This is a genomic window from Streptomyces lavendofoliae (assembly GCF_014649735.1).
Taxonomy (GTDB): Bacteria; Actinomycetota; Actinomycetes; order Streptomycetales; family Streptomycetaceae; genus Streptomyces; species Streptomyces lavendofoliae.
The window spans coordinates 232,584-258,253 of sequence record NZ_BMTP01000001.1 but is presented as its reverse complement, the minus strand read 5'-3'; the positions used below and the strand labels follow the sequence as shown (position 1 = coordinate 258,253).

At 73.2% G+C, this 25,670-nt stretch carries 22 protein-coding genes and 1 riboswitch; of the genes, 9 read left to right on the top strand and 13 right to left on the bottom strand.

Annotated features, from left to right (window positions below):
* Positions 1-30: 30 nt before the first annotated feature.
* Positions 31-798, bottom strand: a complete 768-nt coding sequence (locus IE109_RS01195; RefSeq protein WP_189548501.1) for a metallophosphoesterase family protein — start codon at positions 796-798, stop codon at positions 31-33.
* 266 nt (positions 799-1,064) lie between these two features.
* Here IE109_RS01195 and IE109_RS01190 point away from each other — a divergent pair, with 266 nt between their 5' ends.
* Positions 1,065-2,861: an AMP-dependent synthetase/ligase gene (locus IE109_RS01190; protein WP_189548500.1), complete on the top strand. Its 1,797-nt coding sequence runs from the start codon at positions 1,065-1,067 to the stop codon at positions 2,859-2,861.
* Positions 2,862-3,282: 421 nt separating this feature from the next.
* On the opposite strand, the gene IE109_RS01185 is transcribed toward IE109_RS01190, so the two are convergent.
* Entirely contained in the window at positions 3,283-4,425 is a 1,143-nt protein-coding gene (locus tag IE109_RS01185) for a glycosyltransferase family 4 protein (RefSeq protein ID WP_189548499.1), read from the bottom strand.
* A gap of 99 nt (positions 4,426-4,524) precedes the next feature.
* Between IE109_RS01185 and IE109_RS01180 the strand changes: the two genes are divergently transcribed.
* The gene (locus IE109_RS01180) at positions 4,525-5,820 is read left to right on the top strand and encodes a glycosyltransferase 87 family protein (protein WP_189548498.1); all 1,296 of its coding nucleotides are present in this window, start codon (positions 4,525-4,527) and stop codon (positions 5,818-5,820) included.
* Here the strand turns inward: IE109_RS01180 and IE109_RS01175 are convergent.
* From IE109_RS01175 to IE109_RS01155, 5 genes are all read right to left on the bottom strand, one after another.
* Positions 5,777-6,898: a hypothetical protein gene (locus IE109_RS01175; protein WP_189548497.1), complete on the bottom strand. Its 1,122-nt coding sequence runs from the start codon at positions 6,896-6,898 to the stop codon at positions 5,777-5,779. The genes IE109_RS01180 and IE109_RS01175 overlap by 44 nt on opposite strands.
* 28 nt (positions 6,899-6,926) lie before the next feature.
* Entirely contained in the window at positions 6,927-7,955 is a 1,029-nt protein-coding gene (locus IE109_RS01170) for a C40 family peptidase (protein ID WP_229890423.1), read from the bottom strand.
* Positions 7,956-8,202: 247 nt separating this feature from the next.
* Positions 8,203-9,228, bottom strand: a complete 1,026-nt coding sequence (locus IE109_RS01165) for a C40 family peptidase (RefSeq protein WP_189548496.1) — start codon at positions 9,226-9,228, stop codon at positions 8,203-8,205.
* 309 nt (positions 9,229-9,537) lie between these two features.
* A complete protein-coding gene (locus IE109_RS01160) occupies positions 9,538-10,902 on the bottom strand; it encodes an NYN domain-containing protein (protein ID WP_189548495.1) in 1,365 nt (454 codons plus the stop codon).
* 54 nt (positions 10,903-10,956) lie between these two features.
* Entirely contained in the window at positions 10,957-11,199 is a 243-nt protein-coding gene (locus IE109_RS01155; RefSeq protein WP_189548494.1) for a hypothetical protein, read from the bottom strand.
* A 152-nt stretch (positions 11,200-11,351) separates the two neighbouring features.
* Between IE109_RS01155 and IE109_RS01150 the strand changes: the two genes are divergently transcribed.
* From IE109_RS01150 to IE109_RS01120, 7 genes are all read left to right on the top strand, one after another.
* Positions 11,352-12,050 carry a rhomboid family intramembrane serine protease gene (locus IE109_RS01150; protein WP_189548493.1) on the top strand — a complete coding sequence of 233 codons (699 nt, stop codon included), beginning with the start codon at positions 11,352-11,354 and terminating at the stop codon, positions 12,048-12,050.
* Positions 12,047-12,328 carry an Lrp/AsnC family transcriptional regulator gene (locus IE109_RS01145; RefSeq protein WP_064071695.1) on the top strand — a complete coding sequence of 94 codons (282 nt, stop codon included), beginning with the start codon at positions 12,047-12,049 and terminating at the stop codon, positions 12,326-12,328. The genes IE109_RS01150 and IE109_RS01145 overlap by 4 nt, the downstream gene beginning before the upstream one ends.
* A gap of 450 nt (positions 12,329-12,778) precedes the next feature.
* Entirely contained in the window at positions 12,779-13,294 is a 516-nt protein-coding gene (locus IE109_RS01140; RefSeq protein ID WP_189548492.1) for a hypothetical protein, read from the top strand.
* Positions 13,257-14,771, top strand: coding sequence for a sensor histidine kinase (locus IE109_RS01135; protein ID WP_229890421.1), 1,515 nt, complete (start codon positions 13,257-13,259; stop codon positions 14,769-14,771). Before IE109_RS01140 ends, IE109_RS01135 begins: the two co-directional genes overlap by 38 nt.
* On the top strand, positions 14,768-15,427 hold the full coding sequence (locus IE109_RS01130) for a response regulator transcription factor (RefSeq protein WP_189548491.1): 660 nt from the start codon (positions 14,768-14,770) through the stop codon (positions 15,425-15,427). The genes IE109_RS01135 and IE109_RS01130 overlap by 4 nt, the downstream gene beginning before the upstream one ends.
* Positions 15,428-15,500: 73 nt before the next feature.
* Positions 15,501-16,931, top strand: a complete 1,431-nt coding sequence (locus tag IE109_RS01125) for an SLC13 family permease (protein WP_373297597.1) — start codon at positions 15,501-15,503, stop codon at positions 16,929-16,931.
* Positions 16,928-18,214 (top strand): glycerate kinase family protein, encoded by a 1,287-nt coding sequence (locus IE109_RS01120; protein WP_189548490.1) that lies wholly within the window; start codon positions 16,928-16,930, stop codon positions 18,212-18,214. The genes IE109_RS01125 and IE109_RS01120 overlap by 4 nt, the downstream gene beginning before the upstream one ends.
* A 39-nt stretch (positions 18,215-18,253) precedes the next feature.
* Here the strand turns inward: IE109_RS01120 and IE109_RS01115 are convergent, their stop codons facing one another.
* The 6 genes from IE109_RS01115 to ctaE form a co-directional block, all read right to left on the bottom strand.
* Complete coding sequence (locus tag IE109_RS01115; RefSeq protein ID WP_189548489.1) at positions 18,254-19,639, bottom strand: aminotransferase class V-fold PLP-dependent enzyme; 1,386 nt, start codon at positions 19,637-19,639, stop codon at positions 18,254-18,256.
* A gap of 164 nt (positions 19,640-19,803) precedes the next feature.
* Positions 19,804-19,921: riboswitch (SAM riboswitch) on the bottom strand.
* Positions 19,922-20,137: 216 nt separating this feature from the next.
* Complete coding sequence (trpD, locus tag IE109_RS01110; RefSeq protein ID WP_189548488.1) at positions 20,138-21,202, bottom strand: anthranilate phosphoribosyltransferase; 1,065 nt, start codon at positions 21,200-21,202, stop codon at positions 20,138-20,140.
* A gap of 146 nt (positions 21,203-21,348) precedes the next feature.
* Positions 21,349-22,980, bottom strand: a complete 1,632-nt coding sequence (gene qcrB / locus IE109_RS01105) for a cytochrome bc1 complex cytochrome b subunit (RefSeq protein WP_189548487.1) — start codon at positions 22,978-22,980, stop codon at positions 21,349-21,351.
* Complete coding sequence (qcrA, locus tag IE109_RS01100; protein WP_189548486.1) at positions 22,977-24,026, bottom strand: cytochrome bc1 complex Rieske iron-sulfur subunit; 1,050 nt, start codon at positions 24,024-24,026, stop codon at positions 22,977-22,979. The genes qcrB and qcrA overlap by 4 nt, the downstream gene beginning before the upstream one ends.
* Positions 24,023-24,832, bottom strand: coding sequence for a cytochrome bc1 complex diheme cytochrome c subunit (qcrC, locus tag IE109_RS01095; protein ID WP_189548485.1), 810 nt, complete (start codon positions 24,830-24,832; stop codon positions 24,023-24,025). The genes qcrA and qcrC overlap by 4 nt, the downstream gene beginning before the upstream one ends.
* Positions 24,833-24,908: 76 nt before the next feature.
* A complete protein-coding gene (ctaE, locus tag IE109_RS01090; RefSeq protein WP_189548484.1) occupies positions 24,909-25,529 on the bottom strand; it encodes an aa3-type cytochrome oxidase subunit III in 621 nt (206 codons plus the stop codon).
* Between the last annotated feature and the right edge of the window lie 141 nt (positions 25,530-25,670).

Sequence of the window (25,670 nt, the reverse complement as noted above, 5' to 3'; positions counted from 1 at the left end):
GTGGGGTGAAGGCTATCGCGTGGGCGGGGTTCACCATTCCAGGGCCCATGGCCGCCCGGTCGACGCGAAATGCCCGACGTTCACGCACTCGGTCGCCCCGATCCGCATGCGCCGCGTCAGCGGCTGGTGGACGTGGCCGAAGAGCGCGTAGCGGGGGCGGGTGCGGCGGATGGCGTCGAGCAGGGCGCGGCTGCCGCGCTCGAAGCGGCGCGCGACCGTGTCGTACGTCAGGTCCGGCACCTCCGGCGGGATGTGCGAGCACAGCACGTCCACCTCGCCCAGGGCCTCGACCTTGGCCGCGTACTCCTCGTCGGAGATCTCGTACGGGGTGCGCATCGGCGTGCGCAGGCCGCCGCCGACGAAGCCGAAGACCCGGCCGCCGATCTCGACGCGCTGCCCGTCCAGGACGGTGGTGCCGGGGGCGGCGTACTCGTGCCAGAGGTTGGGGAGGTCGACGTTGCCGTACGTGGCGTAGGTCGGCGTGGGGAAGGCGGCGAACAGCGCGGCGTACTGCCGGCGCACGGCGGCCTCGATGGCCGTCTCCCGGTCCACGTCCAGCTCGGCCCACAGGCGGCGGCCCAGCTCCCGCGCCTCGTCGAAGCGGCGGGCGGTGCGCAGCTCCACCAGCCGGTCGGCGTTCTCGGTGCCGAAGAGGTCGGGGAAGATGCCGCGCGAGTGGTCGTGGTAGTCGAGGAAGAGCACCAGGTCACCCAGGCATATCAGGGCGTCGGCGCCGTCCCCCGCCGTCGCCAGGTCCTCGGCGTTCCCGTGCACGTCGCTGATCACGTTGACCCTCATGCCACCCATGGCACCCCACCATAGGGGGTCGGACCTGCGGTTACTTCCGGGTCGTGACAGGAGTGGACTACTGTGCGTCAAGTACAGCCATTCACGTGTGACGCAGCGAACATCTGACCGGCGCCCCTATCGGGAACCCTGTACTGGTGGGTAACGTCCGGGCAGTCCAGTCGTGCTCGCCCCCACCGAGCACCTGCCCGATCTTGGACCGCAACCGGTGCATCACACAGAGCCGTGGCGCCGGCGCCCGATGAGGAGCAGCAGTTTTGCGCGAGTTCAGCCTTCCGGCCCTGTACGAGGTCCCCACGGACGGCAACCTGACGGATCTCATCCGCCGCAATGCCGCTCAGCACCCAGATGTCGCCGTCATGGGCCGCAAGGTGGACGGCGTGTGGACGGACGTCACCGCCACCCGGTTCCTTGCCGAGGTCCGGGCCGCCGCCAAGGGCCTGATCGCCAAGGGCGTGCGCCCGGGTGACCGGGTCGCCCTGATCTCCCGCACCCGGTACGAGTGGGTCCAGATGGACTTCGCCATCTGGAGCGCCGGCGCGGTGACGGTGCCGGTCTACGAGACCAGCTCCGCCGAGCAGGTGCAGTGGATCCTGGGCGACTCCGGCGCGGTCGCGGCGATCGTGGAGACCGGGACGCACGCCGCCGCGGTGGAGTCCGTACGTGAGAACCTTCCGGAGCTGCGGCACGTCTGGCGCCTGGACCAGGGCGGCGTGGACGAACTGACCGCCGCCGGGGCCGAGGTGTCCGAGGAGGCCGTCGACGAGGCGACGTCGGCCGCCAAGGCCGACGACATCGCGACGATCGTCTACACCTCCGGCACCACGGGCCGCCCCAAGGGCTGCGTCCTGACGCACCGCAACTTCTTCGCCGAGTGCGGCAACGTCGTGGAGCGGCTCAAGCCGCTGTTCCGCACCGGCGAGTGCTCGGCGCTGCTGTTCCTCCCGGCCGCGCACGTCTTCGGGCGGCTCATCGAGGTCGGCTCCGTCCTGGCGCCGATCCGCCTCGGCTGCGTACCGGACATCAAGGAACTCACCGACGAGCTGGCCGCCTTCAAGCCGACGCTGATCCTGGGCGTCCCGCGCGTCTTCGAGAAGGTGTACAACTCGGCGCGCGCCAAGGCGCAGGCTGAGGGCAAGGGCAAGATCTTCGACAAGGCCGCGCAGGCGGCCATCGACTACAGCCGCGCCACCTCCACGCCCGAGGGCCCGTCGCTGGGCCTGAGGCTGAAGCACTTCGTCTTCGACAAGCTGGTCTACAGCAAGCTGCGCGCGGTCCTGGGCGGGCGCTGTCAGGCGGCCGTCTCGGGCGGGGCGCCGCTGGGCGAGCGGCTGGGTCACTTCTACCGCGGCATCGGCCTCACCGTCCTGGAGGGCTACGGCCTGACGGAGACGTGCGCGGCGACCGCGTTCAACCCGTACGACCGCCCCAAGATCGGCACCGTGGGCCAGCCGCTGCCCGGCTCGGTGGTGCGGATCGCGGACGACGGCGAGGTGCTCATCCACGGCGAGCACGTCTTCTCGGGCTACTGGAAGAACGAGTCCGCGACGGCCGAGGCGCTGGCCGACGGCTGGTTCCACACCGGGGACATCGGCACGCTGGACGAGGACGGCTATCTGGCCATCACGGGCCGCAAGAAGGAGATCCTGGTCACCGCCGGCGGCAAGAACGTCGCCCCCGCGGTGATCGAGGACCGCATCCGCGGTCACGCGCTGGTCGCCGAGTGCATGGTGGTCGGCGACGGCCGCCCGTTCGTGGGCGCGCTGGTCACCCTCGACGAGGAGTTCCTGGTCCGCTGGGCCGCCGAGCACGGCAAGCCGGCCGGCTCGACGGCGGCGTCGCTGCGCGAGGACCCGGACCTGCTGGCGGAGGTGCAGCGGGCCGTGGACGACGGCAACGCGGCGGTCTCCAAGGCGGAATCGGTGCGCAAGTTCCGCGTCCTCACCTCCCAGTTCACGGAGGAGGCCGGTCACATCACGCCGTCGCTGAAGCTGAAGCGCAACGTGGTGGCCAAGGACTTCGCCGACGAGATCGAGGCGATCTACCGGGGCTGACCGGCCGGCCGGTCAGCCGGCCACCGGACCGGCACCCCGCTCGGCCCGTGCGCCCGTGCGCCCGTGCGCCCGTGCGCCCGTCAGTTGCGTATCCCCGTCCCCGTCCCCCTCCCCGGAACGCACCCCCCGTCCCCCGGGGACGGCGGCGTGCGGGACGTCGCCCACGCCCGCGGCGCGGCCCCACGCCCACCGCGCAGCCTCGCCGCCACACCCCTCCCCGCGCGCGTGACGCACAGCGCCGCGTGCCTGTCACGCACAGCGCCGCGTGCCTGTCACGCACAGCGCCGCGTGCCCGTGACGCACAGCGCCGCGTGCCCACCGCGTCCCGGCGCCGCCGCCCGCGAAGCGCGCCCCGGCCACGCGACCCCCCGTCGTACGGCCCCGCGACTGCGTCCCGACGGGCGCCGTGCGGGGTGGCTCGTCACAGGAGCCGCCTCAGCTCCTCCGCCAGCAGGTCCCAGCGCCACTTCTCCTCGACCCACGCCCGGCCCCGCTCCCCCATCCGGCGCCGCAGCTCGGGGTCCTCGAGCAGGGTGACGATCCGGTCGGCGGACTCGGCCGGCGCATCGCCGCGCACCACCCAGCCCGTCTCGCCGTCCAGGACGGCGTCCGGCGCGCCGCCGGAGTCGCCCGCGACGACCGGGAGCCCGGTCGCGGACGCCTCCAGGTACACGATGCCGAGGCCCTCGACGTCCAGCCCGCCCCGCCGTGTGCGGCAGGGCATCGCGAAGACGTCACCGGCCCCGTAGTGCGCCGGGAGCTCTTCCCACGGCACCGCACCCGTGAACCGTACGGATCCCGCCACACCCGTCACGTCGGCGAGCCGGCGCAGGTCCTTCTCGTAGGGGCCGCCGCCGACGATCAGCAGCACCGCGTCCGGCACCCGCGCGAGGATCGCGGGCATGGCCCTGATCAGGGTGTCCTGCCCCTTGCGCGGGACCAGCCGCGAGACGCACACCACGACCGGCCGGCCGGCCAGGCCCAGGCGTTCCCGGACGGCGCCGCCGCCCGAGCCGGGGTGGAACGTCTTCTCGTCGACCCCCGGCGGCAGTTGCACCATCCGCCCGGCCGCCCCGGGCGTCAGCGCCGCCGCGATGCGGGAGCGCGTGTACTCGCCGAGGTAGGTGATCGTGTCCGTGCCCTCGCCGATCCGCCGCAGCAGCGCCCGGGAGCCCGGGAGCTGCGCCCACCCCGCCTCGTGGCCGTGTGTGGTGGCGACGATCCGCCGCGCGCCGGCCCGGCGCAGCGCCGGGGCCATGAGGCCCAGCGGGGCCGCCGCGCCGAACCAGACCGACTCGCAGCCGTGCTCGCGCAGCAGGCCGGCCGCCCGCTTGGTCACGCGCGGTGTGGGCAACAACATGGTCGTGGGGTCGCGGACAACCGTGAACGGCTGCTCGGCGTCGAACAAGGCGGTCGCCTCGGTCCCCTCCCGGCCGCGCTTCCACGTGGAGGCGTAGACCACGATCCGTTCGGGATCGAGTCTGAGCGCCATGTTGTGCAGAAACGCCTGAATCCCGCCGGGTCTGGGCGGAAAGTCGTTGGTTACGATCAAGGTCTTGTGCATCGCATGCCGACAGTACCGAACGGCGCCGCTCCACCGCTCCCGCACAGTCCCGCCCGGCACCACGACCCCAGACCACCCACCCACCCGGACGAGGTTTGCATGAAGGGCCCCAGCGGCACCCGGCTCCCGCTCCCTGTCGTCGGCATATGGCTCGTGACCAGAGCACTGCTGCTGCTCCTGGTCTTCAAGGTCCTCGTCCTGCCCGGACCGGACGTCACGAGCGACGTCTCGGTGATCTACCAGGGCTGGTACGACGTGCTGCGCACCGGCACGTACCCGCTGGACGACGTCACCTGGCAGTACCCGCCGGCCGCCGCGCTCGCCGTGCTGTCCCCCGGCCTGCTGCCGTTCCTGGACTACGCCTCCGCCTTCTTCGTCCTCGCGTTCGTCAGCGACGCGGTCGTCTTCGGCCTGCTGCTGTACGCGGGACGGCGTCCCGGAAAGTGCCTGTCGGGGGCGTGGGTCTGGGTCGCGGGCGTCCCGCTGCTCGGCCCGACGGCGTACGCGCGCTACGACCTGATGGTCACCGCCGTCGCGGTCGCCGCGCTGCTGGCCGGGGTCCGGCACCCGCGCCTGCTGGGCGCGCTGGCCGGGGCGGGCGCGCTGCTGAAGGTCTGGCCGGCGCTGCTGCTGGTGGGCACCCGGCGCGGCACCGTCACCCGGCGCTCCTGGACCGCCGCCGCGGTCACCGGGGCGCTGGTGCTGCTGGCCTGCATGGCGGCGATGCCGGGGGCGCTGGCGTTCCTGACCTTCCAGCGGGACCGGGGCACCGAGGTGGAGTCGCTGGGCTCCCTGGTCTTCCACGTGGCGCGGAACTTCGGCTGGGAGGGGCGGGTGCTGCTGAACTACGGGTCGGTGGAGTTCCTCGGCCCGTACGTGCCGGTGGTCTCCACCGCCGCGCTGGCGCTGACGGTGGCCGCGTTCGGCTGGCTGCTGGTGTGGCGGCTGCGGGCCCGCGAGTTCGGTACGACGACGGCGGCCGACGCCGCGTTCGCTGCCGTGCTGCTGTTCACCACCACCAGCCGGGTGATCAGCCCCCAGTACATGATCTGGCTGGTCGGGCTGGCGGCGGTGTGCCTGGTGTTCCGCTCCAGCCGGATGGCCCGCCCCGCCAAGATGGTCCTGGCGGCGACGGGCGTGACGCTGCTGGAGTTCCCGATCTGGTTCACCCACGTCGTGCACAGCGACCTGTGGGGCATCACGCTGCTCACCGTGCGCAACGGCCTCCTCGTCGCCGCCACGCTCACCGCGTGCCGTGAGCTGTGGCGCCGGACGGTCACCGAGCCGCGCCTGCGAGAGGGCGAGCGGGCCACCGTACCGGCGCAGACCGCCGGGCCGCGCCGGCCCGACGTCACCCCAGCCGCTCCCGCAGGTGATCCCGCCACTGTGCGGTGAAGGCCGCCGGGGTGGTCGACAGCACCTCGCCGAGGGCCCGCTCCACCCCGTGCGTCCCCGTCGCGCGGTACAGGTCCCGCAGCTTCGCCTCGCCCCAGCGCTCGGCGATCAGCTCGCAGGCCAGCCAGCCGCCCCCGTAGGCGCGGGCCAGCGCGCCGGGGTCGGAGGCGAAGGAGAAGTCGCCGTCCGTCGGCAGGGCGGCCGGGACGGCGCCCGCGCGGACGGCGTCGCGCAGCTCGGGCACGGCCTGGGCGGGCTGGCGGGACGTGCCGCGGTAGGCGACCCAGTCGGCGAAGCCCTCCGACAGCCACAGCGGCGTGGCCGCGGAGGTGTGCGTCCGGGTGGCGACGTGGGTCGTCTCGTGGGCGAGCACGAAGCGCTGCCCGAACCCGCCCAGTCGCGCGTACGCCTCCGGGTTGACGATCACCCGGTCCGCCGGGGCGCCCGGCCCGCCGCCCACCCGGCCCGTGGTGACCGCGGCGATCCCCCGGTACCCCGCCGCCGGTTCGCCCAGCAGCGCGCCCATCGCCGTGAGCGAGCCCGGCACCAGCACCACGACCCGCCGCGCCCAGCCCCCGGGCCAGGCGTCCGACACGGCGGGCACAGCGCGGTCGGCGGCCGCGGCGACGGAGCGCAGCCGCGCGGCGTCCTGCCCGACGCCCAGGACGAGGCTCCGCCTGCCCCGGACGACGTCGACGTCGCCCTGCTCCCACAGCTGCGGGGCCTCGCCCCGGGCGGGCCGGTCCGACGTCACGCGCCAGCGGCCGTCCCGCCGCGTCAGCACGAGCGCCCGCTCGCCGGTCACCGGTCCGCTGTCGTACCCGGCGACGCGGTAGCTCAGCTCGGCCCGCGCGGTCGCCCGGCCGTCGCCGTCCCGCCGCGCCTCGATCACCCGGTACGCCCAGGAGTCGAGCGGCACCCCGGCCAGGTCCCTCGCACGCACCTCGGCGGCGCGCCGGTCGGCCGCCGCCTGGAGCGGGGCCGGGTCCAGCGGGGGTCGCGGCGCCCCGCCCGTACAGCCGCCGACGAGCAGGAGCAGGCCGAGCACCGCCCCCGCCGTACGTCTGTGGACCCGCATCCTCCCGATCCTACGGCCGTGCTCGCGGTCAGACCCGGGTGACCGCGTTGACGGGCATCATCCCCACCGGGTCGTAGCGCACGGACGCGCCCGGGTAGGGGGCGTGCACCACTTGGCCGTCACCGACGTACATCCCGACGTGGCTGGCGTCGTCCCGGTAGGTCACCAGGTCGCCGGGGCGCGCCTCGGACAGCGGGACGTGCCGCCCGGCGTGGCGCTGGGCCTGCGAGGTGCGCGGAAGACCGACGCCCGCCTGTGCGTACGACCACTGCATCAGGCCCGAGCAGTCGAATCCGGAGGGGCCGTTGGCGCCCCACACGTACGGCTTGCCGAGGGCGGAGCGGGCGGCGGCCACCGCGGCGGCGGCGCGCCCCGACACGGCTTCGCCGCCGGGCAGGGGGTCGTCGCGGCCGGAGCGGGAGGCGCGGCCGAAGGCGTCGCGCTCCTCGGCGGGCAGGGAGTTGAGCAGGGCCCGCGCCGCGGCGAGCTTCCGCTCGACGGTGCGCTTGTGGAGCGCCACCGCGGCGCGGCTGCGCTCCAGTTCGGCGAGCAGCCGGCCGGCTTCGGCGCGCTGCTGGGCCAGGTCCCGCTGGGCGCGCCGGAGTTCGGTGAGGGCCGTGGCCTGCCGTTCGCTGATCCGGTCGAGGGCGGCGGCCTTGTCGAGGTAGGTGTCGGGGTCCTCGGAGAGCAGCAGCGCGAGCGCGGGGTCCATGCCGCCCGACCGGTACTGCGCTCCGGCGACGGCGCCGAGCGCGCCGCGCATCCGGTTGATCCGCTCCTGCCCGCGGGCGACGCCGTCCTGCACCTGGGAGACCTGCTCGCGGAGCACGCCGGCGCGCTCGTCCGCCTTGTTGAAGCCCTCGGTGGCCTGCTCCGCCTGCGCGTAGAGCCGGTCGACCTCGGCGCGGGCGGTCCGCCTCTCCGTGCCGGGGTCGGCGCTCGACGGGGTGGCGCCGAACGCGGCGGCGGTCACCGCCGCGGCGGAGAGGACGGTGGCCTTCGCGCTCCGGGAGAGCACCGATGACGAGGACGACGGGGACCGGCGATGGGACGCCACGAACCGCGCTCCCTTCCGCTGACGTGAGGCCGTGCGGCCGATGCCGTACCGGCCGTGCGGCTGTTGCGCGCCAGACAGTAGCCGGGCGATCACACCGCGGCCAGCGACCGTACGGGCGTCGAACAACGGCGCCCCGCCCGAGACCACAAGGTCACCGGCGGGGCGGAGCGTCAGCTTGGAGAGCGGCGAACCACCCGATCGGGCGCGGGGTTCGGGCGCGTCAAAGGTGTGCGGACGGGCACGGGGGTCAGATGCGCACGCCGAACTGGAAGTCGCCGAGGTACTCGATCGCCTCGTAGCGCACGACCGTTCCCGGGTAGGGGGCGTGCAGCACCTGGCCGTTGCCGGCGTAGAGGCCCACGTGCGAGAGGTTGCTGAAGAAGACGAGGTCGCCCGGCTTCAGCTGGCTGCGGCCGATCTTCACACCGTCGTTGTGCTGGGTGTAGGTGGTACGGGAGATGGCCACGCCGGCCTGGCGGTAGGCCCACTGGGTCAGGCCCGAGCAGTCGTACGAGTTGGGGCCCTCGGCGCCGGAGACGTACGGCTTGCCGACCTGGGTGTCGGCGGCGGCGAGCGCGGCGGCGCCGCGCTGGGAGGCGGGCACCTCGTTGCCGAGTTCGACGCGCTCGCTGGCGGCCCGGCTGGCGCGCTGCTCCTGCTCCTGCATCTTGGCCCGCTCTTCGGCGGTCAGGGTGTTGAGCAGCTGCTGCGCCTCGGCCAGCTTGGCCTGGTAGGCCTTCTTCTTCTCGGCGAGGTTCTTGCGCACGTCCTCGAGGCCGGCGAGCTTCGTGGTCGCCTCGGCGCGCTGCTGGGCCAGGGTGCGCTGCTTGGCCTGGATGGTCTCCAGGGCCTCGGCCTGCTTGGCGCTGATGGCGTCGACGGCGGACGCCTTGTCGAGGTAGCTGTCCGGGTCGGAGGAGAGCAGCAGCTGGAGCGAGGGGTCCATGCCGCCGGAGCGGTACTGGGCGGTGGCGACCGAACCGAGGCCGTTGCGCAGCTCGTTGAGCTCCTGCTGGCCGCGCGCGACCTGGTCCTGGAGGGCGTCGACCTCCTTCTGGAGCTTGCCGCGCTGCTCGTCGGCGAGGTTGTACTGCTCGGTGGCGACCTCGGCCTCGTGGTGGAGCTTGTCGACCTTCGCCTTGACCTCGGTCTTGCTCGGCTTGGGGTCTGCCTGAGCCGCCTGGGAGGACAGGGCGACGGCAGCGGCGGCGGTTGCGGTGAGCACGGTCACGCGGGCGCGGCTCGGCTGCTTGGGACGACGGTGGGACGCCACGGAGGCGAGCTCCTTCTTCCTTCTGCGCCGCCTGCCGGGCTGTGGGGTCGGGCCCCGGCTCCGTACCTGGCCCGGCTCCCCCGCGAAACAGGCCGGACCGCACGGAATTAGGCGGTTCCTCCGCTGTCACTCCCGATGAGTGATCAACTGCGCGGAGGTTCGTGGCCAGACCCTAGTGACCATCTTGTGATCAGTTCAAATCCTCATGCGAAAAATCTCGCTCAGGGGCCACATTCTTTACATACAGTCCACGGTGCGTCATGGGCACTTGACGGTACGTTTCCCCAAACCGGGCATTGCGCCCATGAGTTACGAGACGCGCGAAAGCCGCTTCAGCAACAAGGCGGACGCGACGGGGCGCGCACCGGACTTGGCGACGCCGTCGGCGACCTCGCGGTCGGTGGAGACCACCACCACCGGCCGCCCCGGCGGCTCGGCCCGCACCAGCTGGCGGATCAGCTCGTCGGCCGTGACACCCGGCTTGGAGAACAGCACCCGCACCCCGCGCGGCGGGGCGAGCAGCACCGGGGCCGCCAGTTCGGCGCCGTCGAAGACGCAGGTGACCTCCGCGCCCGTCCGGGCGGCCAGCGTCGACAGGCCGCCCAGCAGCCGCAGCCGCTGCTTCTCCAGCGGCATGGTCGGGTAGCCGGTCTTGGTGACGTTGTAGCCGTCCACCACCAGGTGCGCCTGCGGCAGCGCCAGCAACTGGTCCAGCAGCGCCGGGTCGGTCTCCGACAGGGCGCGGGCCGCGATGTCCTTGGGTGACATCCGGCCCGGTTCCACCGCGTCGACGGTGTCCGCGGGATGCACCGACACGGGCGGCAGGGCCAGCTCGCGGCGCAGCCCCTGGGCCGCCTCCAGGACGGTGTCCAGCAGCAGCCGCAGCCGCATGTCCTCCACCGAGCGCCCCTCGCGGGTGGCCCGGCGGCTGGCCTCCAGCGCGGCCTCCGCCTCGCCGAGGCGGGCCTTGAGGCGCCGCGTCTCGCTCTCCGCGGCGGACACCTGGGCCGCCGCCTCGGCGCGCACGCCGTCGGCGTCGGCCCGGCTGCGGCGCAGGGCCGCCTCGCCGCGCTTGACGTCGCTCTGGGCGCTGCGCAGCTTGCGCTGAAGCGATTCGGCTTCCTTGCGCGCCGCGTCCAGCTCGGCGCGCAGCCGCTCGGTCTCGGTCCTGGTGTGGGCGCGGGCCTCGGCCAGTTCGGCGCGCAGCCGCTCCAGCTCCCGCCGCCCGGCCTCGTCGGCGCGTTCGGCGTCCGCCCGCTGGGCCTCCTCACCGGCGGCGGCGACCAGCTTGACCCAGCCGGCGGGGCGCAGTACGTACGCCGTCGCGGCGACGTCCACCGGATCGGCGGCGGCCGGCGGCGCGCCGGACTCGACCGCGCGGGCCAGCTCGGGCTGCCCCTCCTTGAGGCGCTCGCCGATCCGCTGGCGGAAGACCGGGTCGCCCTCCAGGGCGGCCGCCATCGCGTTGCCCGCGAACCTGGCCCGCCGCGACGGGGTGAACCGGGCGTACTGGCGCAGCTGCGGGGGAAGCTCCGCGACCGTCAGGCCGCCGAAGGCGTCCGAGACCAGCGCGACGACCCGGCGCCGCACACCGTCGGGCAGCGGGCGGTCGAGCGCCTCGGCGGCGTCACCGGCCGCGCCGGCCGGCTCAGCGCCGCTGTCGGGCTGCTCCACGATTCGTCACCCCACTACCCGTCCGTCCTGACCCGCCGGGCCGCCTCAGGTCCCTCAGGAAGCGGCGTCCGGCCTGTCCACCAGCTCGATCCGGTCCACCGCGTTGCACCAACGGCAGCGGACCGACTCGATGGTCTCACTGACCACCTCGCGCTCCTCCACCGTGGGCTCGCCCGCGAGGTCCAGATGGACGTACTCCACGACCTTGGACGAGCGGGTGACGTCGAAGCGCGTCAGATTGCCGCAGAGCGTGCAGCGCCAGCGGGTCGTCGCGGTCGGCAGGGGAACCGTCGTCATCGTTCCGTCCTCTTCCATCGTGCCGGGTCCGGGATCCGCGGTGCGCCGTCGAACTGCGGGTGTGCGTGCCGTAACCCTACGGCCTCGCGGGTACCCCCGTGGCGCGGCGAGGCACCCTGTCCCGCTCCCTCCGTTTACGTCATGATCTGTCCATGATCGCTTGGCGCGGGCCCACCGTGACGTACGCCGTGATCGGCGCCTGTTTCCTGGTCTTCCTGATCAGTCCGGTGTCCGGGCTGAACCCGTCGTACGGCACGGGCGACACGCTCCTCGCCGCCCAGAGCTCGTACTTCCGCCGCTGGGGCATCGTCCCCGCCGAGCTGCTGAGCGGCTCCCCGGACGTCCTCCTGTCCCCGCTGACGGCCCTGTTCGTCAGCGGCAGTTGGCTGCACCTGCTGGGCAACATGCTGTTCCTGTACGTGTTCGGCGCGATGACCGAGGAACGGCTGGGCCACCTGGAGTTCGCCCTCTTCTACGCGGGCTCCGGCTGCCTCGCGCTGCTCGGGTACGCGGTGGCGCACGCCGACTCCGACCAGACCCTGGTGGGGGCGTCCGGGGCGATCTCGGGAGTGCTCGGCGCCTTCCTCCACCTCTTCCCCAGGGCACGGGTCACCAGCCTCTTCCCCTTCCTCTTCTTCCTGCCGCTGCGCTTCCCGGCCTGGATCGTGCTGATCTTCTGGTTCGTGTTGCAGTGGCTGGCCGCCCGGGGCGCCGACAGCGGCCCGGGGGTGGCCTACCTGGCCCATGTGGTGGGCTTCTGCCTGGGCTTCCTCTACGCGTGGGTGCGGTTCGGGCGGGGGGCTAGAGTGAAGGCCCACCCAGCGGCCACCGAGGGAGAAGGACAGCCGTGATCACCGCGATCGTGCTCATCAAGACCAGCGTGGACCGCATCCCCGAGATCGCCGAGTCGATCGCCTCGCTGGACAGCGTCAGCGAGGTCTTCTCCGTCACGGGTACGTACGACCTCATCGCCATGGTCCGTGTGGCACGGCACGACGACCTGGCGGACGTCATCCCGGGCCGGATCAGCAAGATCCCCGGCGTCGAGGCGACGGACACCCACGTGGCGTTCCGCACGTACTCCCAGCACGACCTGGAGGCCGCGTTCGCGATCGGCCTCGACGCGTAGCTCCTCCTGATCCGGCGCGTGACTCCTCGCGGACCCGGCGCGTGGCTCCTCCCCCGGTCCGGGGCGTAACTCCCCCGCACCCCGCGCGCGGCTCCACCCGGACCGGGCTCGCGGGCGCTTCCCCCCGGCGGGCGGGGACCTCACGGGAGGGGGCCACGCGTCCGTGGCGGCCCGGCCGGCTCGCGCATCACCCGGACGGGTGGCACCCCGGACGCCCCGGCGCGCGCCCGCGTGAGCGTCCGCGCGCGGGCCCGGTGCCCGCCGGTCCGGCCCGGGCGGGCGCGTCCCGGGCTCCTTCCCCGCAGGCTCGGGCGCTGCCGGCCCGCGGCGCGACCCTCCGCGCCTCCCTCCGCGAAGGCCCGGCGGGTGCGGGGAACCCGCACCGTTCATGAAGGAGCCTTCATCCGGCGCTCATCCGGGCGTGGCGGGCCCGCGCCCAGGATGTGCCCCATGGCCTTCTCCCATCGCATGGCGACGCTCGCCGCGGTCGTCGCCATCCCGCTCGGCATCGCCGCGACCAGCCACCTGCTGGCCGACACCCCCCAGGCACCGCGGGTGCCACCCGAAGTGGAACTGGGCGCCACGCCCCGGCCGTCCGGGAGCGCGGCGGGCGCGTCCACGAGCACCGGGCCGGGCACCCCGCCGCCGGCCCGCCGGCCGGGCGCGGAACAGGGCGGGGCGCCGGCCAGCGGCACGGGGACGCCCACCGCCGCGTCCGCGCCGGCCGGGGCGCCGGGCGGCGGCGCCGGGGGCACGCCCAGCGCCGTTCCCGCACCGGGCGGGGCGCCCGCGGGGACACCGGCGGGCACTTCGGCCCCGCCCGCCCGGCCGGCCGGTGGCGGCGGCGGTGGCGGCGCCGCGCCGGCCCGTACCACGCCCACCGACACCGTGGTGCCCGGGCCGCCGGCCACCGCGGGGGACGACGACGATGACGACCGCGGTGACGACTTCGGTGACGACACCTGACCGCCGCGTCTCCGCCCGGGTGCGGATCCTGCTCTGGCTGCTGCTGATGATGGCGGTGGCGCTGGCCGCCGTCGCCATGACGACCCGCTCCATCCTGCTGCGCGACGTCGACCACCGGATCAGCGGGCTGCTCACCCAGGAGACCCGCGAGTTCGCCAACTTCGTCGACCAGGGCGTGGACCCCGGCACCGGCGCCGGGTTCAGCGACCCGCGCCGCCTGCTGGAGGTGTTCCTCCAGCGCCAGTACTCCGACCCCGACGAGGAACTGCTCGGCCTCACCCGGGGGCCGGGCGGCGTCCCGTCCGTGCTGCGGCAGCCCCGCGACACCACCGGAGCCGCCCTCCACCGCGACCGGGAGGCCCTCGCCCGGATCCTCGCCTCCCCCGCCCGCTCGGGCACCCTCGACCGGCCGTGGGGCGAGGTGCGGTGGGCGAAGGTGCCCATCGACCCGGCGGGCCACGCCCCGCCCGGGGCGTTCGTCGTCGCCTTCCACGCCGCCGACGAACGGGCCATCGCCACCGAGGCGTTCCGTACCCAGCTCGCCATCTCGGGGGTGGCGCTGCTGATGACCACCGGCATCGGGTGGGCCGTCGCGGGCCGCATCCTCGCCCCGGTACGCCTGGTGAGCCGGGCCGCCGCCCAGCTCACCGAACAGGACCTGACCCGCCGCATCCCGGTGCGGGGCCGTGACGACATCGCGCTGCTCGCCGAGACGTTCAACGCGATGCTGGACCGGCTGGAGCGGGCGTTCGCGGCGCAGCGCCAGTTCGTCGACGACGCCGGCCACGAACTGCGCACGCCCATCACGATCGTGCGCGGCCACCTGGAGCTGATGGGCGACGACCCGGCCGAACAGGCGGAGACGATCCGGCTCGTCACCGACGAACTGGACCGGATGAGCCGGATCGTGGAGGACCTGCTGCTGCTGGCCAAGGCCGAGCGCCCCGACTTCGTCACGCCGGAGCCGGTACAGCTGGGCGAGCTGACCGCCGACGTGTTCGTGAAGGCCCGCGCCCTCGGTGAGCGCGAATGGGTCCTGGAAGGCGTCGCCGACCGGGAGGCCGAGCTGGACCCGCAGCGCATCACCCAGGCGATGGTCCAGCTGGCGCAGAACGCCGTCCAGCACACCGTCCCGGGCCAGCGCATCGGGATCGGCTCCCGCGAGACCGGCAACCGGATCGAGCTGTACGTCGCCGACACCGGCCCCGGCGTACGGGCCGAGGACGCAACCGTGATCTTCGAACGGTTCCGCCGGGGCACCGTCCGGCGGGGCACCCGCGCGGGCGGCGGCGCCGGGCTCGGGCTGTCCATCGTGAAGGCCATCGCGGAGGGGCACCGCGGCCGGGTGGAGCTGCGGCCGACCGAGGGCGGCTGGGGGTCCCCCCGGGCGGAGTCCGGGGGAGCCACCTTCGTACTCGTACTGGAGGACGCGCTGGTGCCGGATCGCGCGCGCCCGGCGGAGGAGGAGGACGAGTGAACCGGGTCCTGATCGCCGAGGACGAGGAGCGGATCGCCTCCTTCGTCGAGAAGGGCCTGCGGGCCCACGCCTTCACCACCACGGTGGCCGCCGACGGGGACACCGCCCTCGACTACGCGGTCACCGGCGGCTTCGACCTGATGGTGCTGGACATCGGGCTGCCCGGCCGGGACGGCTTCACCGTGCTGCGCGAGCTGCGCGAGGCGCGGGTGACGCTGCCGGTGATCGTGCTGACGGCACGCGACTCGGTACGGGACACCGTGGCGGGCCTGGAGGGCGGCGCCGACGACTGGATGACCAAGCCGTTCCGCTTCGAGGAGCTGCTGGCGCGGGTACGGCTCCGGCTGCGCACCGCGGCCCGCGCGCCCGAGGTGACGGTGCTGCGCAGCGGTGACCTCAGCCTCGACCTGCGCACCCGGCGCGCCGGGGCGGACGACCGGACCGTCGACCTGACGGCCCGTGAGTTCATGCTGCTGGAGCTGTTCCTGCGCCACCCGGGCCAGGTCCTGTCGCGGGAGCAGATCCTGTCCCACGTATGGGGGTACGACTTCGACCCCGGCTCGAACATCGTGGACGTGTACGTGCGGGCGCTGAGGAAGAAGCTGGGCGCGCGGCGGCTCGAAACGGTGCGCGGCATGGGCTACCGCATGCCATGAAGCGCCCCGTTCCATGAAATTCCCTTAACAAAGCGCTCATTGGGGACTCATCGCACGTACCGAGACTGATCACGTGACCCTCACCCCCGGCCGGGCGGCGTGGGCCGGCGGCGGGCTGGGGCTGTGCACGCTGCTGGCCATGCCGGCCCTGTTCCCCGGTCTCGGCGCCGACGCGCGCCTCACCCTCGCCGTCTTCGTGCTCGCCACCGTCGCCTGGATCGCGACCCCGGTCGACGACACCTATGTCGCGCTGGGCGCGGGACTCGCCCTGACCGCGACGGGCGTGATCAGCAGCGAGACCCTCTTCGCCACCCTCGGCGACGAGACCATCTGGCTGCTGATCTGCGCGTTCGTCCTGGCCGCCGCGGTCACCCGGACGGGCCTCGCGGGGCGGGCGGCGGCGTTCCTGGTCAGTGGTGCCCGGACGGTGCGCCAGCTGGTCCACCTGACCACGGCCGCCCTCGTCGTCACCTCGTTCGCCGTGCCGGCGACCTCGGGGCGGGCCGCGCTCGCGCTGCCGGTGTTCCTGGCCCTGGCCGCCGTGCTGGCGGACCGCCGGCGGCTGGTGGTGATGCTCGCGCTGCTGTTCCCGACGGTGGTGCTGCTGTCCGCCGTCGCCACGCTCATCGGCGCCGGGGCGCACCTGATCACCGTCAGCGTGCTGTGGGAGCACACCGGGCAGCGGCTGGGCTTCGTGACATGGCTGCTGCTCGGGCTGCCGCTCGCGGTGGTGTCGTCCCATCTGGCCGCCGAGGCGGTCCTGTTCACCACCACCACGCGCGACGACCGCCGTGCCCCGGTGCGCGTCACCCCGGCGGACGTCGAGGCGCACGCGCGCGCGCCGGTCACGGGGCCGCTGTCCACCGCCGAGTCGCGCTGCGCGCTGCTGCTGGCCACGGTGGTGGTGCTGTGGTGCAGCGAGCCGCTGCACCGGGTGTCCCCGGCGGTCGTGGCGCTGATCGGCGCGGTGGTGGCCGCGTCACCGGCGCTGGGGACGGTGCGGCTCAAGGACGGCCTGCGGACCGTGCCGTGGCCGCTGCTGCTGTTCATGGCGGCGACGACGGCGATGGGCGTGGCGCTCGCCGACTCGGGCGCCGCCGGGTGGCTGGTGGCGGGCCTGCCGGCGCACGCGCCGCCCTGGCTGTTCCTGACCGTCGTGGTGGTCGTCAGCACGGCGGCGCACCTGGTGCTCCAATCGCGCTCGGCCCGCTCGTCGGTGCTCGTCCCGCTGGTCGTGGTGGCGGCGTCCGCGGCGGGCGTCAACCCGGTCGCCGCCGCGCTCGCCTCGACGGCCGCGGCCGGGTTCTGCCACACGCTGCCCGCGTCGGCCAAGCCCGTCGCGCTCTTCCGCGACCTCCCCGCCGGGGTGCCCACCTACACCCCGCGCGACCTGCTGCGGCTGTCGGCGGTGCTCGCCCCGCTGACGGCCGGCCTGGTCCTGGTCTTCGCGCTGACCGTCTGGCCGCTGTTCGGCGTGCCCGTCCTCCTGGAGGTCCCCCGATGAGCTACCGCGTCGCCGTCGCCCCGAGCGGCTTCAAGGAGTCCCTGTCGGCGCGGGAGGCCGCCGAGGCCATCGCCGAGGGGGTGCTGCGGGTCCTGCCGGACGCCGAGCTGGACCTGATCCCCCTGGTCGACGGCGGTGAGGGCACGGCGGAGGCGCTGGCCGCCGCGACGGGCGGCCGGCTCGTCGACCGTGCCGTGACCGGCCCGCTGGGGGACCCGGTGGGCAGCCGCTTCGCGCTGCTCGGGGACGGCTCGGCGGTGGTGGAGATGGCCGCCGCCGCCGGGCTCGCCCTGGTGCCGCCGGGCCGCCGCGACCCGGGCGCCACGACCACGTACGGCGTCGGGGAGCTGATCCGGGCGGCCCTCGACGCGGGGGCCCGGCGCGTCCTGGTCGGGTGCGGCGACTCGGGCACCTCCGACGGCGGCGCGGGCGCACTCCGGGCGCTGGGCGTCCGGCTCCTCGACGCGTCCGGCGCCGAACTGCCGCACGGCGGCTCGTCGTTGACCCGGCTCGCGGTCCTCGACACCCGCGGGCTCGACCCGCGGCTGGCGGACACCGAGCTGCTGGTGGCGTGCAACCCGTACAACGTGCTGTGCGGCGAGCGGGGGGTCGCCCGGGTCTTCGGCCCGCAGAAGGGGGCGACCCCGGCGCAGTGCGAGGAGTTGTCGGCGGCCCTGGAGCACTGGGCGGCCGCGCTCACGGCGGCCTGCGCCCCGGGCGTCGACCTGCGGTGCGCCCCCGGTACCGGGGCGTCCGGCGGGCTGGGCGCGGGGCTCGCGGCGGTGGGTGGCCGGCTGGTCCCGCGCTTCGAGGTGCTCCTCGACGGGCTGGACCTGGGCGCCCGGCTGGGCCGCGCCGACCTGGTGGTGACCGGCGAGGGCACGCTGGACGTCCAGACGGCGCGGGGCAAGGTGCCGGGCGAGGTGGCGCGGCGCGCCCGGGCGGCGGGCGTACCGGTCCTGGCGCTGGCGGGCACGCTGGGCGAGGGCGCCGGGGAGGCGGGGCTGGACGCCTACGAGTCGATCGCGCCCGGCCCGCTGCCCCCGGCGCAGGCGCTGGACCGGGCCGCCGAACTGCTCGCGGACGCGGCCGAACGGGCGCTGCGCACGGTCCTGGTGGGCACCCGGCTCAGGGCCCCCCGTCACGGCCCGGCCGGGCCCGCGTGCCCCGGTGCGCGCTCCGCCGCCGAGGTCGTCCCGGGCGGTGTGTTCGCCGGTCGGCACCGCTTCGCCGCGGTTCCCCCCGCCGCCGCGCGGCCCCACGCTCCGGACCCCGCTCCCTGACCCGGCCGGCGCGGTCCGCCGCGCCCGTACCCCGGGCGGTTAGCCGCGGTCGGGCACGCAGCGCCCGTCCTCCGTACGGTAGTTCCAGCGCGCGCCGTCCCGGACGAGCTCCTTCACGGCCCGGACGAACCGGTCGACGTGCTCGTCCGGCGTCCCCGCCCCGAAGCTGACGCGGATGGCGTTCAGCGAGGTGGTCCCGCCGTCCGGGGCACCGCACTCGCCGGCCTCCTGCGGGTCGCCGCCCAGCAGGGTGCGCACCAGCGGGTGGGCGCAGAACAGCCCGTCCCGGACGCCGATGCCGTACTCGGCCGAGAGGGCCGCCGCGAAGTGCGAGCTGTTCCAGCCCCGTACGACGAAGGAGACGACCCCCACCCGGGTGGGCGCCGCCCCGGCGGGGCGAGGGGAGGCGTCGTCGCCGAACAGCGACAGCACCTTGACCTCCGGCACCTCGGCGAGCCCGTCGCACACCTTGCCGATCAGGTACTGCTCGCGGGCCACCAGGCCGTCGAACCCGGCCTCGGTGAGCGCCTTGCAGGCGGACGCGATGGCGTACACGCCGATGACGTTGGGCGAACCGGCCTCGTGGCGGGCCGCGGTGGTGTGCCACTCGACGTCCACCCCGCCGTCGGCGCGCCGCGCCACCTTGCGGGACGCGCCGCCGCCGGCCAGGTACGGCTCGGCCTCCCGCAGCCAGTCCGCCCGGCCCGCGAGGACGCCGGAGCCGAACGGGGCGTACAGCTTGTGTCCGCTGAACGCCACCCAGTCGACGTCCAGGTCCCGCACCGAGACCGGGTGGTGGGGCGCCAGCTGCGCGGCGTCCAGGACGATACGGGCGCCGTGGGCGTGGGCGGCGGCGGCCAGCTCCCGTACCGGCCACAGCTCACCGGTCACGTTCGACGCTCCGGTCACGCACACCAGTGCCGGGCCGTGGGGCTCCCGGTCCGCCAGCGCCCGCTCCAGGGTCCGGACGGCCTCCCCCCGCGTCCCGGGCGCGTCGAGGTAGGTGACCCGCGCGTCCTTCCACGGCAGCAGCGAGGCGTGGTGCTCGGTCTCGAAGACGAACACCTGGCAGCCGGCGGGCAGCGCGGCGGCCAGCAGGTTCAGCGAGTCGGTGGTCGACCGGGTGAAGACGACCTGGTCGTCGTCCCGGCAGCCGAGGAACTCCGCCACCGCGACGCGGCTGTTCTCGAACAGGTCGGTCGACAGCTGCGACAGGTACCCGGCGCCCCGGTGCACGCTGCCGTAGTACGGCGCGTACGCGGCCACGTCGTCCCACACCCGCTGGAGGGCCGGCGCGCTGGCGGCGTAGTCGAGCGCGGCGTAGGTGACCTCGCCGCCGGTCACGAGCGGCACGGTGACATCCCGCCCCAGAACGGGCAGCGGGGCACAAACGGACCGGTCGGCGGCAATGGTGGAGACAGACATGGCGAACTCCCGTAAGGGCAGGCGAATTCGTCGCGTCGGCGCACAGGGGTGCGGCGCGGCGAGAGGAGAAAAAGGGGGTGCCGAAGAAGGGGCGGAAACGCCCTATCGCATTCGCTTGCTCACGAGACTGCTCCCTTGAGGACCAGGACCCCAGGGTGTGCAGGGGTCCGCGCTTGCCACAGACTTCGCCGCCTGCGGCCTGGTCTTCACCCGGGGCACCCCGCCACGGACGGAGGGTTGCCGGACAGCGGGCCGGGGCCGTAGTCGCTGTCACTCATGACCTGCCGAGAAGTTAAACCACGTGATCGCCCGCACGCAACCCGTGTCCGGATCCCGGGACACCGCCCGGCGCCGGACGACGCGGACGCGGCCCCCGCGGGGTGACCCGAGGGGGGCCGGCGGCGCGGCGGGGCGACGGCCCCGCCCCCGCACCACCGGCCCCCCTCGGGACGGACCCGGAAGGGCACCCTCCCCGGGCGTCACGCGCCCGGCGAGGCGTCAGGCGTTGCTGGCGGCCACCCAGCGGTCCAGCGCCACCCGCGCCGCTCCCGAGTCGATCGCCTCGGCCGCACGGGTGATGCCCGCCCCGATCCGCTCGGCCAGCGGGGCGTCGGACGGCTCCAGCGCGACCAGCGCCGCCGCCGCGTTCAGCAGCACCGCGTCGCGCACGGGCCCGGTCTCCCCGGCCAGCAGCCGCCGGGCCACGTCGGCGTTGTACGAGGCGTCCGCGCCGCGCAGCGCCTCGACGGGGACGAGGCCGATGCCGACGTCGCGCGGGTCGAAGGTCTCCTCGCGCACCGTGCCGTCGCGGACGATCCACACCTTGGAGGTGGCCGTGGTGGTCAGCTCGTCCAGCCCGTCGTCACCGCGGAACACCAGCGCGGAGGAGCCGCGCTGGGCGAGCACCCCGGCCATGATGGGCGCCATCCGCGCGTCGGCGACCCCGGTCGCCTGGGCCTTGACCCGCGCCGGGTTGGTGAGCGGGCCCAGGAAGTTGAACGTCGTCCGGATGCCGAGCTCCTTGCGGGCCGCCGCCACGTGCCGCAGCGCGGGGTGGAACCTCACGGCGAAGCAGAACGTGATGCCCGCCTCCTCGGCGACCTCGGCCACCCGCCGGGGCGTCAGGTCCAGGTTGACGCCCAGCTTCTCCAGCACGTCGGAGGACCCGGAGGCGGAGGAGGCGGCGCGGTTGCCGTGCTTGACGACCTTGGCGCCGGTCCCGGCGACCACGATCGCGGACATGGTGGAGATGTTGACGGTCCGGGCGCCGTCGCCGCCGGTGCCGACGAGGTCCACGGACGGGCCGGGCACCTCGATCAGGTTGGCGTGCGCGTACATGGCGCGGACCAGGCCGGTGATCTCCTCGACGGTCTCGCCCTTGGCGCGCAGGGCGACCGCGAAGCCGGCGATCTGGGCGTCGGTGGCCTCGCCGCGCATGATGCGGTCCATCGCCCACGCGGTGTCGTCGGCGCTCCGGTCGCGCCCCTCCAGCAGGGCGTTCAGGACGTCGGGCCACGAGCGGCCCGCCGCGGTGTCGCCTCCAGCGGGGTGCACAGCGCTCATGGTCGCTCCTGGTGTCTGCGTACGGGCGGTACGGGGCGTACAGGGATGCCCACCACCCTATCCATCCCCGGGCACGGCAAAGAGCCCCGTCCAGCGAATGGACGGGGCTCGATGCCGTGGCGACCCGGGGGCCGGAGGTCAGGTGATCAGTGGTGGCCGTGGCCGCTGGTGATCTCCTTGTACTCCTCGACGGACGCCTTGGGGATCTGGTTCCCCTCGCCGTAGTAGCCCTTGCTGAGCTTCGCCCGGAGCTTCTCCGTACGGCTCGGCTTGCGCTCGACACCGTTCTCGTCGACCGACGGGCCGATCTCGGCCGGCGTGTACTGCTCGTGCGCGGTGAGCGCGTGCAGCTGAGCCTGGCTGAGCGGCTCGTGGATCTCCACGAACTCACCGTGCGGCAGGCGCTTGATGATGCCGGACTCGCGTCCGTGCAGCACCTTGTCCTTGTCGCGCCGCTGCAGGCCGAGGCAGATCCGCTTGGTGACGATGAACGCGATGACCGGGCCGAGGAAGAAGAAGATCCGCACGAACCAGGTGATCGAGTTGATCGACAGGTGGAAGTGGGTGGCGAAGATGTCGTTGCCACCACCGACCAGCATGATCATGTACGCGGTGACCCAGGCGACGCCCAGCGCGGTCCGGGTCGGCGCGTTGCGCGGCCGGTCCAGCAGGTGGTGCTCCCGCTTGTCGCCGGTGATCCACGACTCGATGAACGGGTACAGCGCGATCGCGGCCAGCATGACGCCGAAGACCACCAGCGGGATGAGCACGCCCAGGACGAGCGTGTGGCCCCAGAGGTTGATCTCCCAGCCCGGCATCACTCGGACGAGACCCTCGGCGAAGCCCATGTACCAGTCGGGCTGGGCGCCGGTGGACACCTGGTCCGGGCGGTACGGGCCCATGGTCCAGATCGGGTTGATCGTGAACAGGGCGGAGATGACCGCGATGACACCGAAGACCAGGAAGAAGAAGCCTCCGGCCTTGGCCATGTAGACCGGCAGCAGCGGCATGCCGACCACGTTCTTGTTCGTCCGGCCGGGGCCGGGGAACTGGGTGTGCTTGTGGTAGAAGACCAGGATCAGGTGCGCCACCACGAGGCCGAGCATGATGCCCGGCAGCAGCAGGATGTGGATCGAGTAGAACCGGGCGATGATGTCGTGGCCCGGGAACTCCCCGCCGAACAGGAACATCGAGATGTACGTGCCGACGATCGGCATGGACAGGATCGCGCCCTGCGTGAAGCGGACACCGGTGCCGGAGAGCAGGTCGTCCGGGAGCGAGTAACCGGTGAAGCCGGTGAACATGCCCAGGACGAACAGCAGGAAGCCGAACAGCCAGTTGATCTCACGCGGCTTGCGGAACGCGCCGGTGAAGAAGACGCGCATCATGTGCACGAACATGCCGGCGAGGAAGACCACGGCGGCCCAGTGGTGGATCTGCCGGATGAGCAGGCCACCGCGGACGTCGAAGCTGATGTCCAGGGTCGAGGCGTAGGCCTCGGTCATCCGGATGCCGTGCATCGGGACGTACGAGCCGTGGTACTCGATCTCGTTCATGCTCGGGTGGAAGAACAGCGTCAGATACACACCCGTGAGGATGATGATCAGGAAGCTGTAGAGGCAGATCTCACCGAGCATGAAGGACCAGTGGTCCGGGAAGATCTTCCGCATGTTGGCCTTGGCCAGGCTGTAGATGCCCAGCCGGCCGTCGGCCCAGTCGGCGACCCGCTCGCCGGCGGGCGCCTTGCGGTTGGCGTCGCTTGCGGTCGTGGTGCTCATCCGCGCTCCCAGAATGCAGGGCCGACGGGCTCGTCGAAGTCGCCGAGCGCCTCGAGGAAGCCCTTGTCGTTCACACCGATCCGCAGCTGCGGAAGGGGATGACCGGCGGGGCCGAAGATGACGCGGGCGCCGTCGGAGAGGTCGAAGGTGGACTGGTGGCACGGGCAGAGGACGTGGTGGGTCTGCTGCTCGTACAGGGAGATCGGGCAGCCCACGTGGGTGCAGATCTTGGAGAAGGCGACGATGCCCTCGTGCGACCACTCCAGCTCGCGCTTGTCCTTGATGTCCTCCGGCTGGATCCGGACGATCATCAGGGCATCCTTGGCGATCTTGTTGCTGAAGTCGTGGTCGTCCTCCTCCAGGCCCTGGGGCTTGGCGAAGGTCAGCGAACCCACCGCGACGTCCTCGGGACGCAGCGGCTCGTTGGTGTTCATGTTGATGAGCTGCTTGCCCTTGGCCCATCCGGTGTGGAAGAGCTTCTTCTCGGGCAGCGGGCCCAGCTCGCGCAGCAGGACCACGCCGGAGAGCGGCACCATGGCCAGCGCGCCGAACATGGTGTTGCGGATCAGCGGGCGGCGGCCGATGGCCGACTCGCGCGCGCCGTCCGCGAAGTCCGCCATGACCTTGGCCTTGACGTCGGGCGTCGCCTCGATGGCGTGCCGGTCGTCGGCGACCTCCTCGTCGGACATCAGCGTGCGGGCCCAGTGGACCGCGCCGGCGCCGATGCAGAAGAGGGCGAGGCCGAGCGTCAGACCGAGCGACAGGTTCGTCGCGCTGACGTGGCCCAGCGGCCAGACGTAGACGATCTTGTCGACCGGGAAGATCACGAACGACGCGATGAAGCCGATCGTGGCCAGCATCGACAGCGTGAACAGCAGGGCGACCGTGCGCTCGGACCGCTTGGCGGCCCGCTCGTCGATGTCCTGGATACGCGGCCGGTGGGGCGGCAGCCCCGGGTCGGCGAACGGGTTCTCGGCTACCGCCGTACCGTGCGCGGTGTCCTGCTCGCTCGGCAGGCTCTCCTTGGAAATCTCTTGGCTACTCATGACTTCTTGGCCTTAGCGGTGTGGGCCGCGACCCAGACGGCGACGGCGATCAGCGAACCCAGACCGAAGATCCACCCGAACAGACCCTCGCTGACGGGGCCGACGCCGCCCAGCGCGAAGCCGCCGGGGGTCGCGGTCCGGTCGTCGTTGACGGTCCGGATGTACGCGATGATGTCCTTCTTCTCCTGCTCCGGCATCGTCGTGTCGGGGAAGGAGGGCATGTTCTGCGGGCCGGTCTGCATGGCCTCGTAGATGTGCTTCGGGCTCACGTCGTTCAGCGGCGGGGCGTACTTGCCGTGCGTCAGGGCACCGCCCGCACCGGTGAAGTTGTGGCACTGGGCGCAGTTGGTGCGGAACAGGTCGCCACCACGGGCGATGTCCGCGCCGTCCGGGCTGTACTGCTTCTCGGTCGGCGTGATCGGACCGGCGCCCAGGGACGCGATGTACGCGGCCAGCTGGTCGATCTCGGCCTGCGAGTAGATGACCTTCTTCTCCGGCACCTGGGCGCCGGGCTGCTGCGCCGGCATGCGTCCGGTGCCGACCTGGAAGTCCACGGCGGCGGAGCCGACGCCGACCAGGCTCGGGCCGTCAGTGGTTCCCTGACCGCCGGTTCCGTGGCAGCTGGCGCAGCCGACGGTGTAGAGCTTCTTGCCCTCCTCGATGGCGAGGGACTGGGCGGTTTCGTCTGCCTGCGCCTTGCCCGCGGGCGCGAACGCGGCGTACAGCCCCCCAGTGGCCGCCAGCGCGAGGAGTAGGACGACGACCGCCGCCAGCGGATGGCGTCGTCGTGCGGAGAGCTTTTTCACGGATTACCCCGGTGTCAGGATCTTCTGCGTCGATGCTTGCTGGATGTGTCGGGTGTACCGGTGCGGTACGGCCCGACTACTTGATCATGTAGATCGTGGCGAAGAGGCCGATCCAGACGACATCGACGAAGTGCCAGTAGTAGGACACGACGATGGCGGCGGTTGCCTGCTCGTGAGTGAATCTCTTGGCCGCGTAGGTACGGCCGAGGACCAGCAGGAAGGCGATGAGTCCGCCCGTCACGTGCAGGCCGTGGAAGCCGGTCGTCAGGTAGAACACGGAGCCGTACGGATCCGACGAGAGCGACAGGCCCTCGTGCTTCACCAGCTCGGTGTACTCGAGGACCTGGCCTCCGATGAAGATCGCACCCATCACGAACGTGATCACGAACCACGTGCGGAGCTTCTTCACGTCACCCCGCTCGGCGGCGAAGACGCCGAGCTGGCAGGTGAGCGAGGAGAGCACCAGGATCGTGGTGTTGGTCGCCGAGAACGGGAAGTTCAGCGAGTCGGCTTTCTCTGCCCAGAACTCGGCACCCGTCACCGATCGCAGGGTGAAGTACATCGCGAAGAGGGCCGCGAAGAACATCAGCTCGGAACTCAGCCAGATGATGGTTCCGACGCTGGTGAGGTTCGGCCGATTGACCGACGGGTGCGCGTGCCCGGTTTCTACTGTCGTTGCTGTCGCCACGACCGACATTATGTCGGTCGCTTATCCCGCCCTCACTCCGGGGGGTGCCGTTCGGTGTGTTGATGCGCTCCGTCCAGCCCGAACGGCCCATCGGAAGGGGGATCGAAGGGGTGTCCGAAGCGCTGTGGAGGGGCGGTGGGGAGGAGTAGC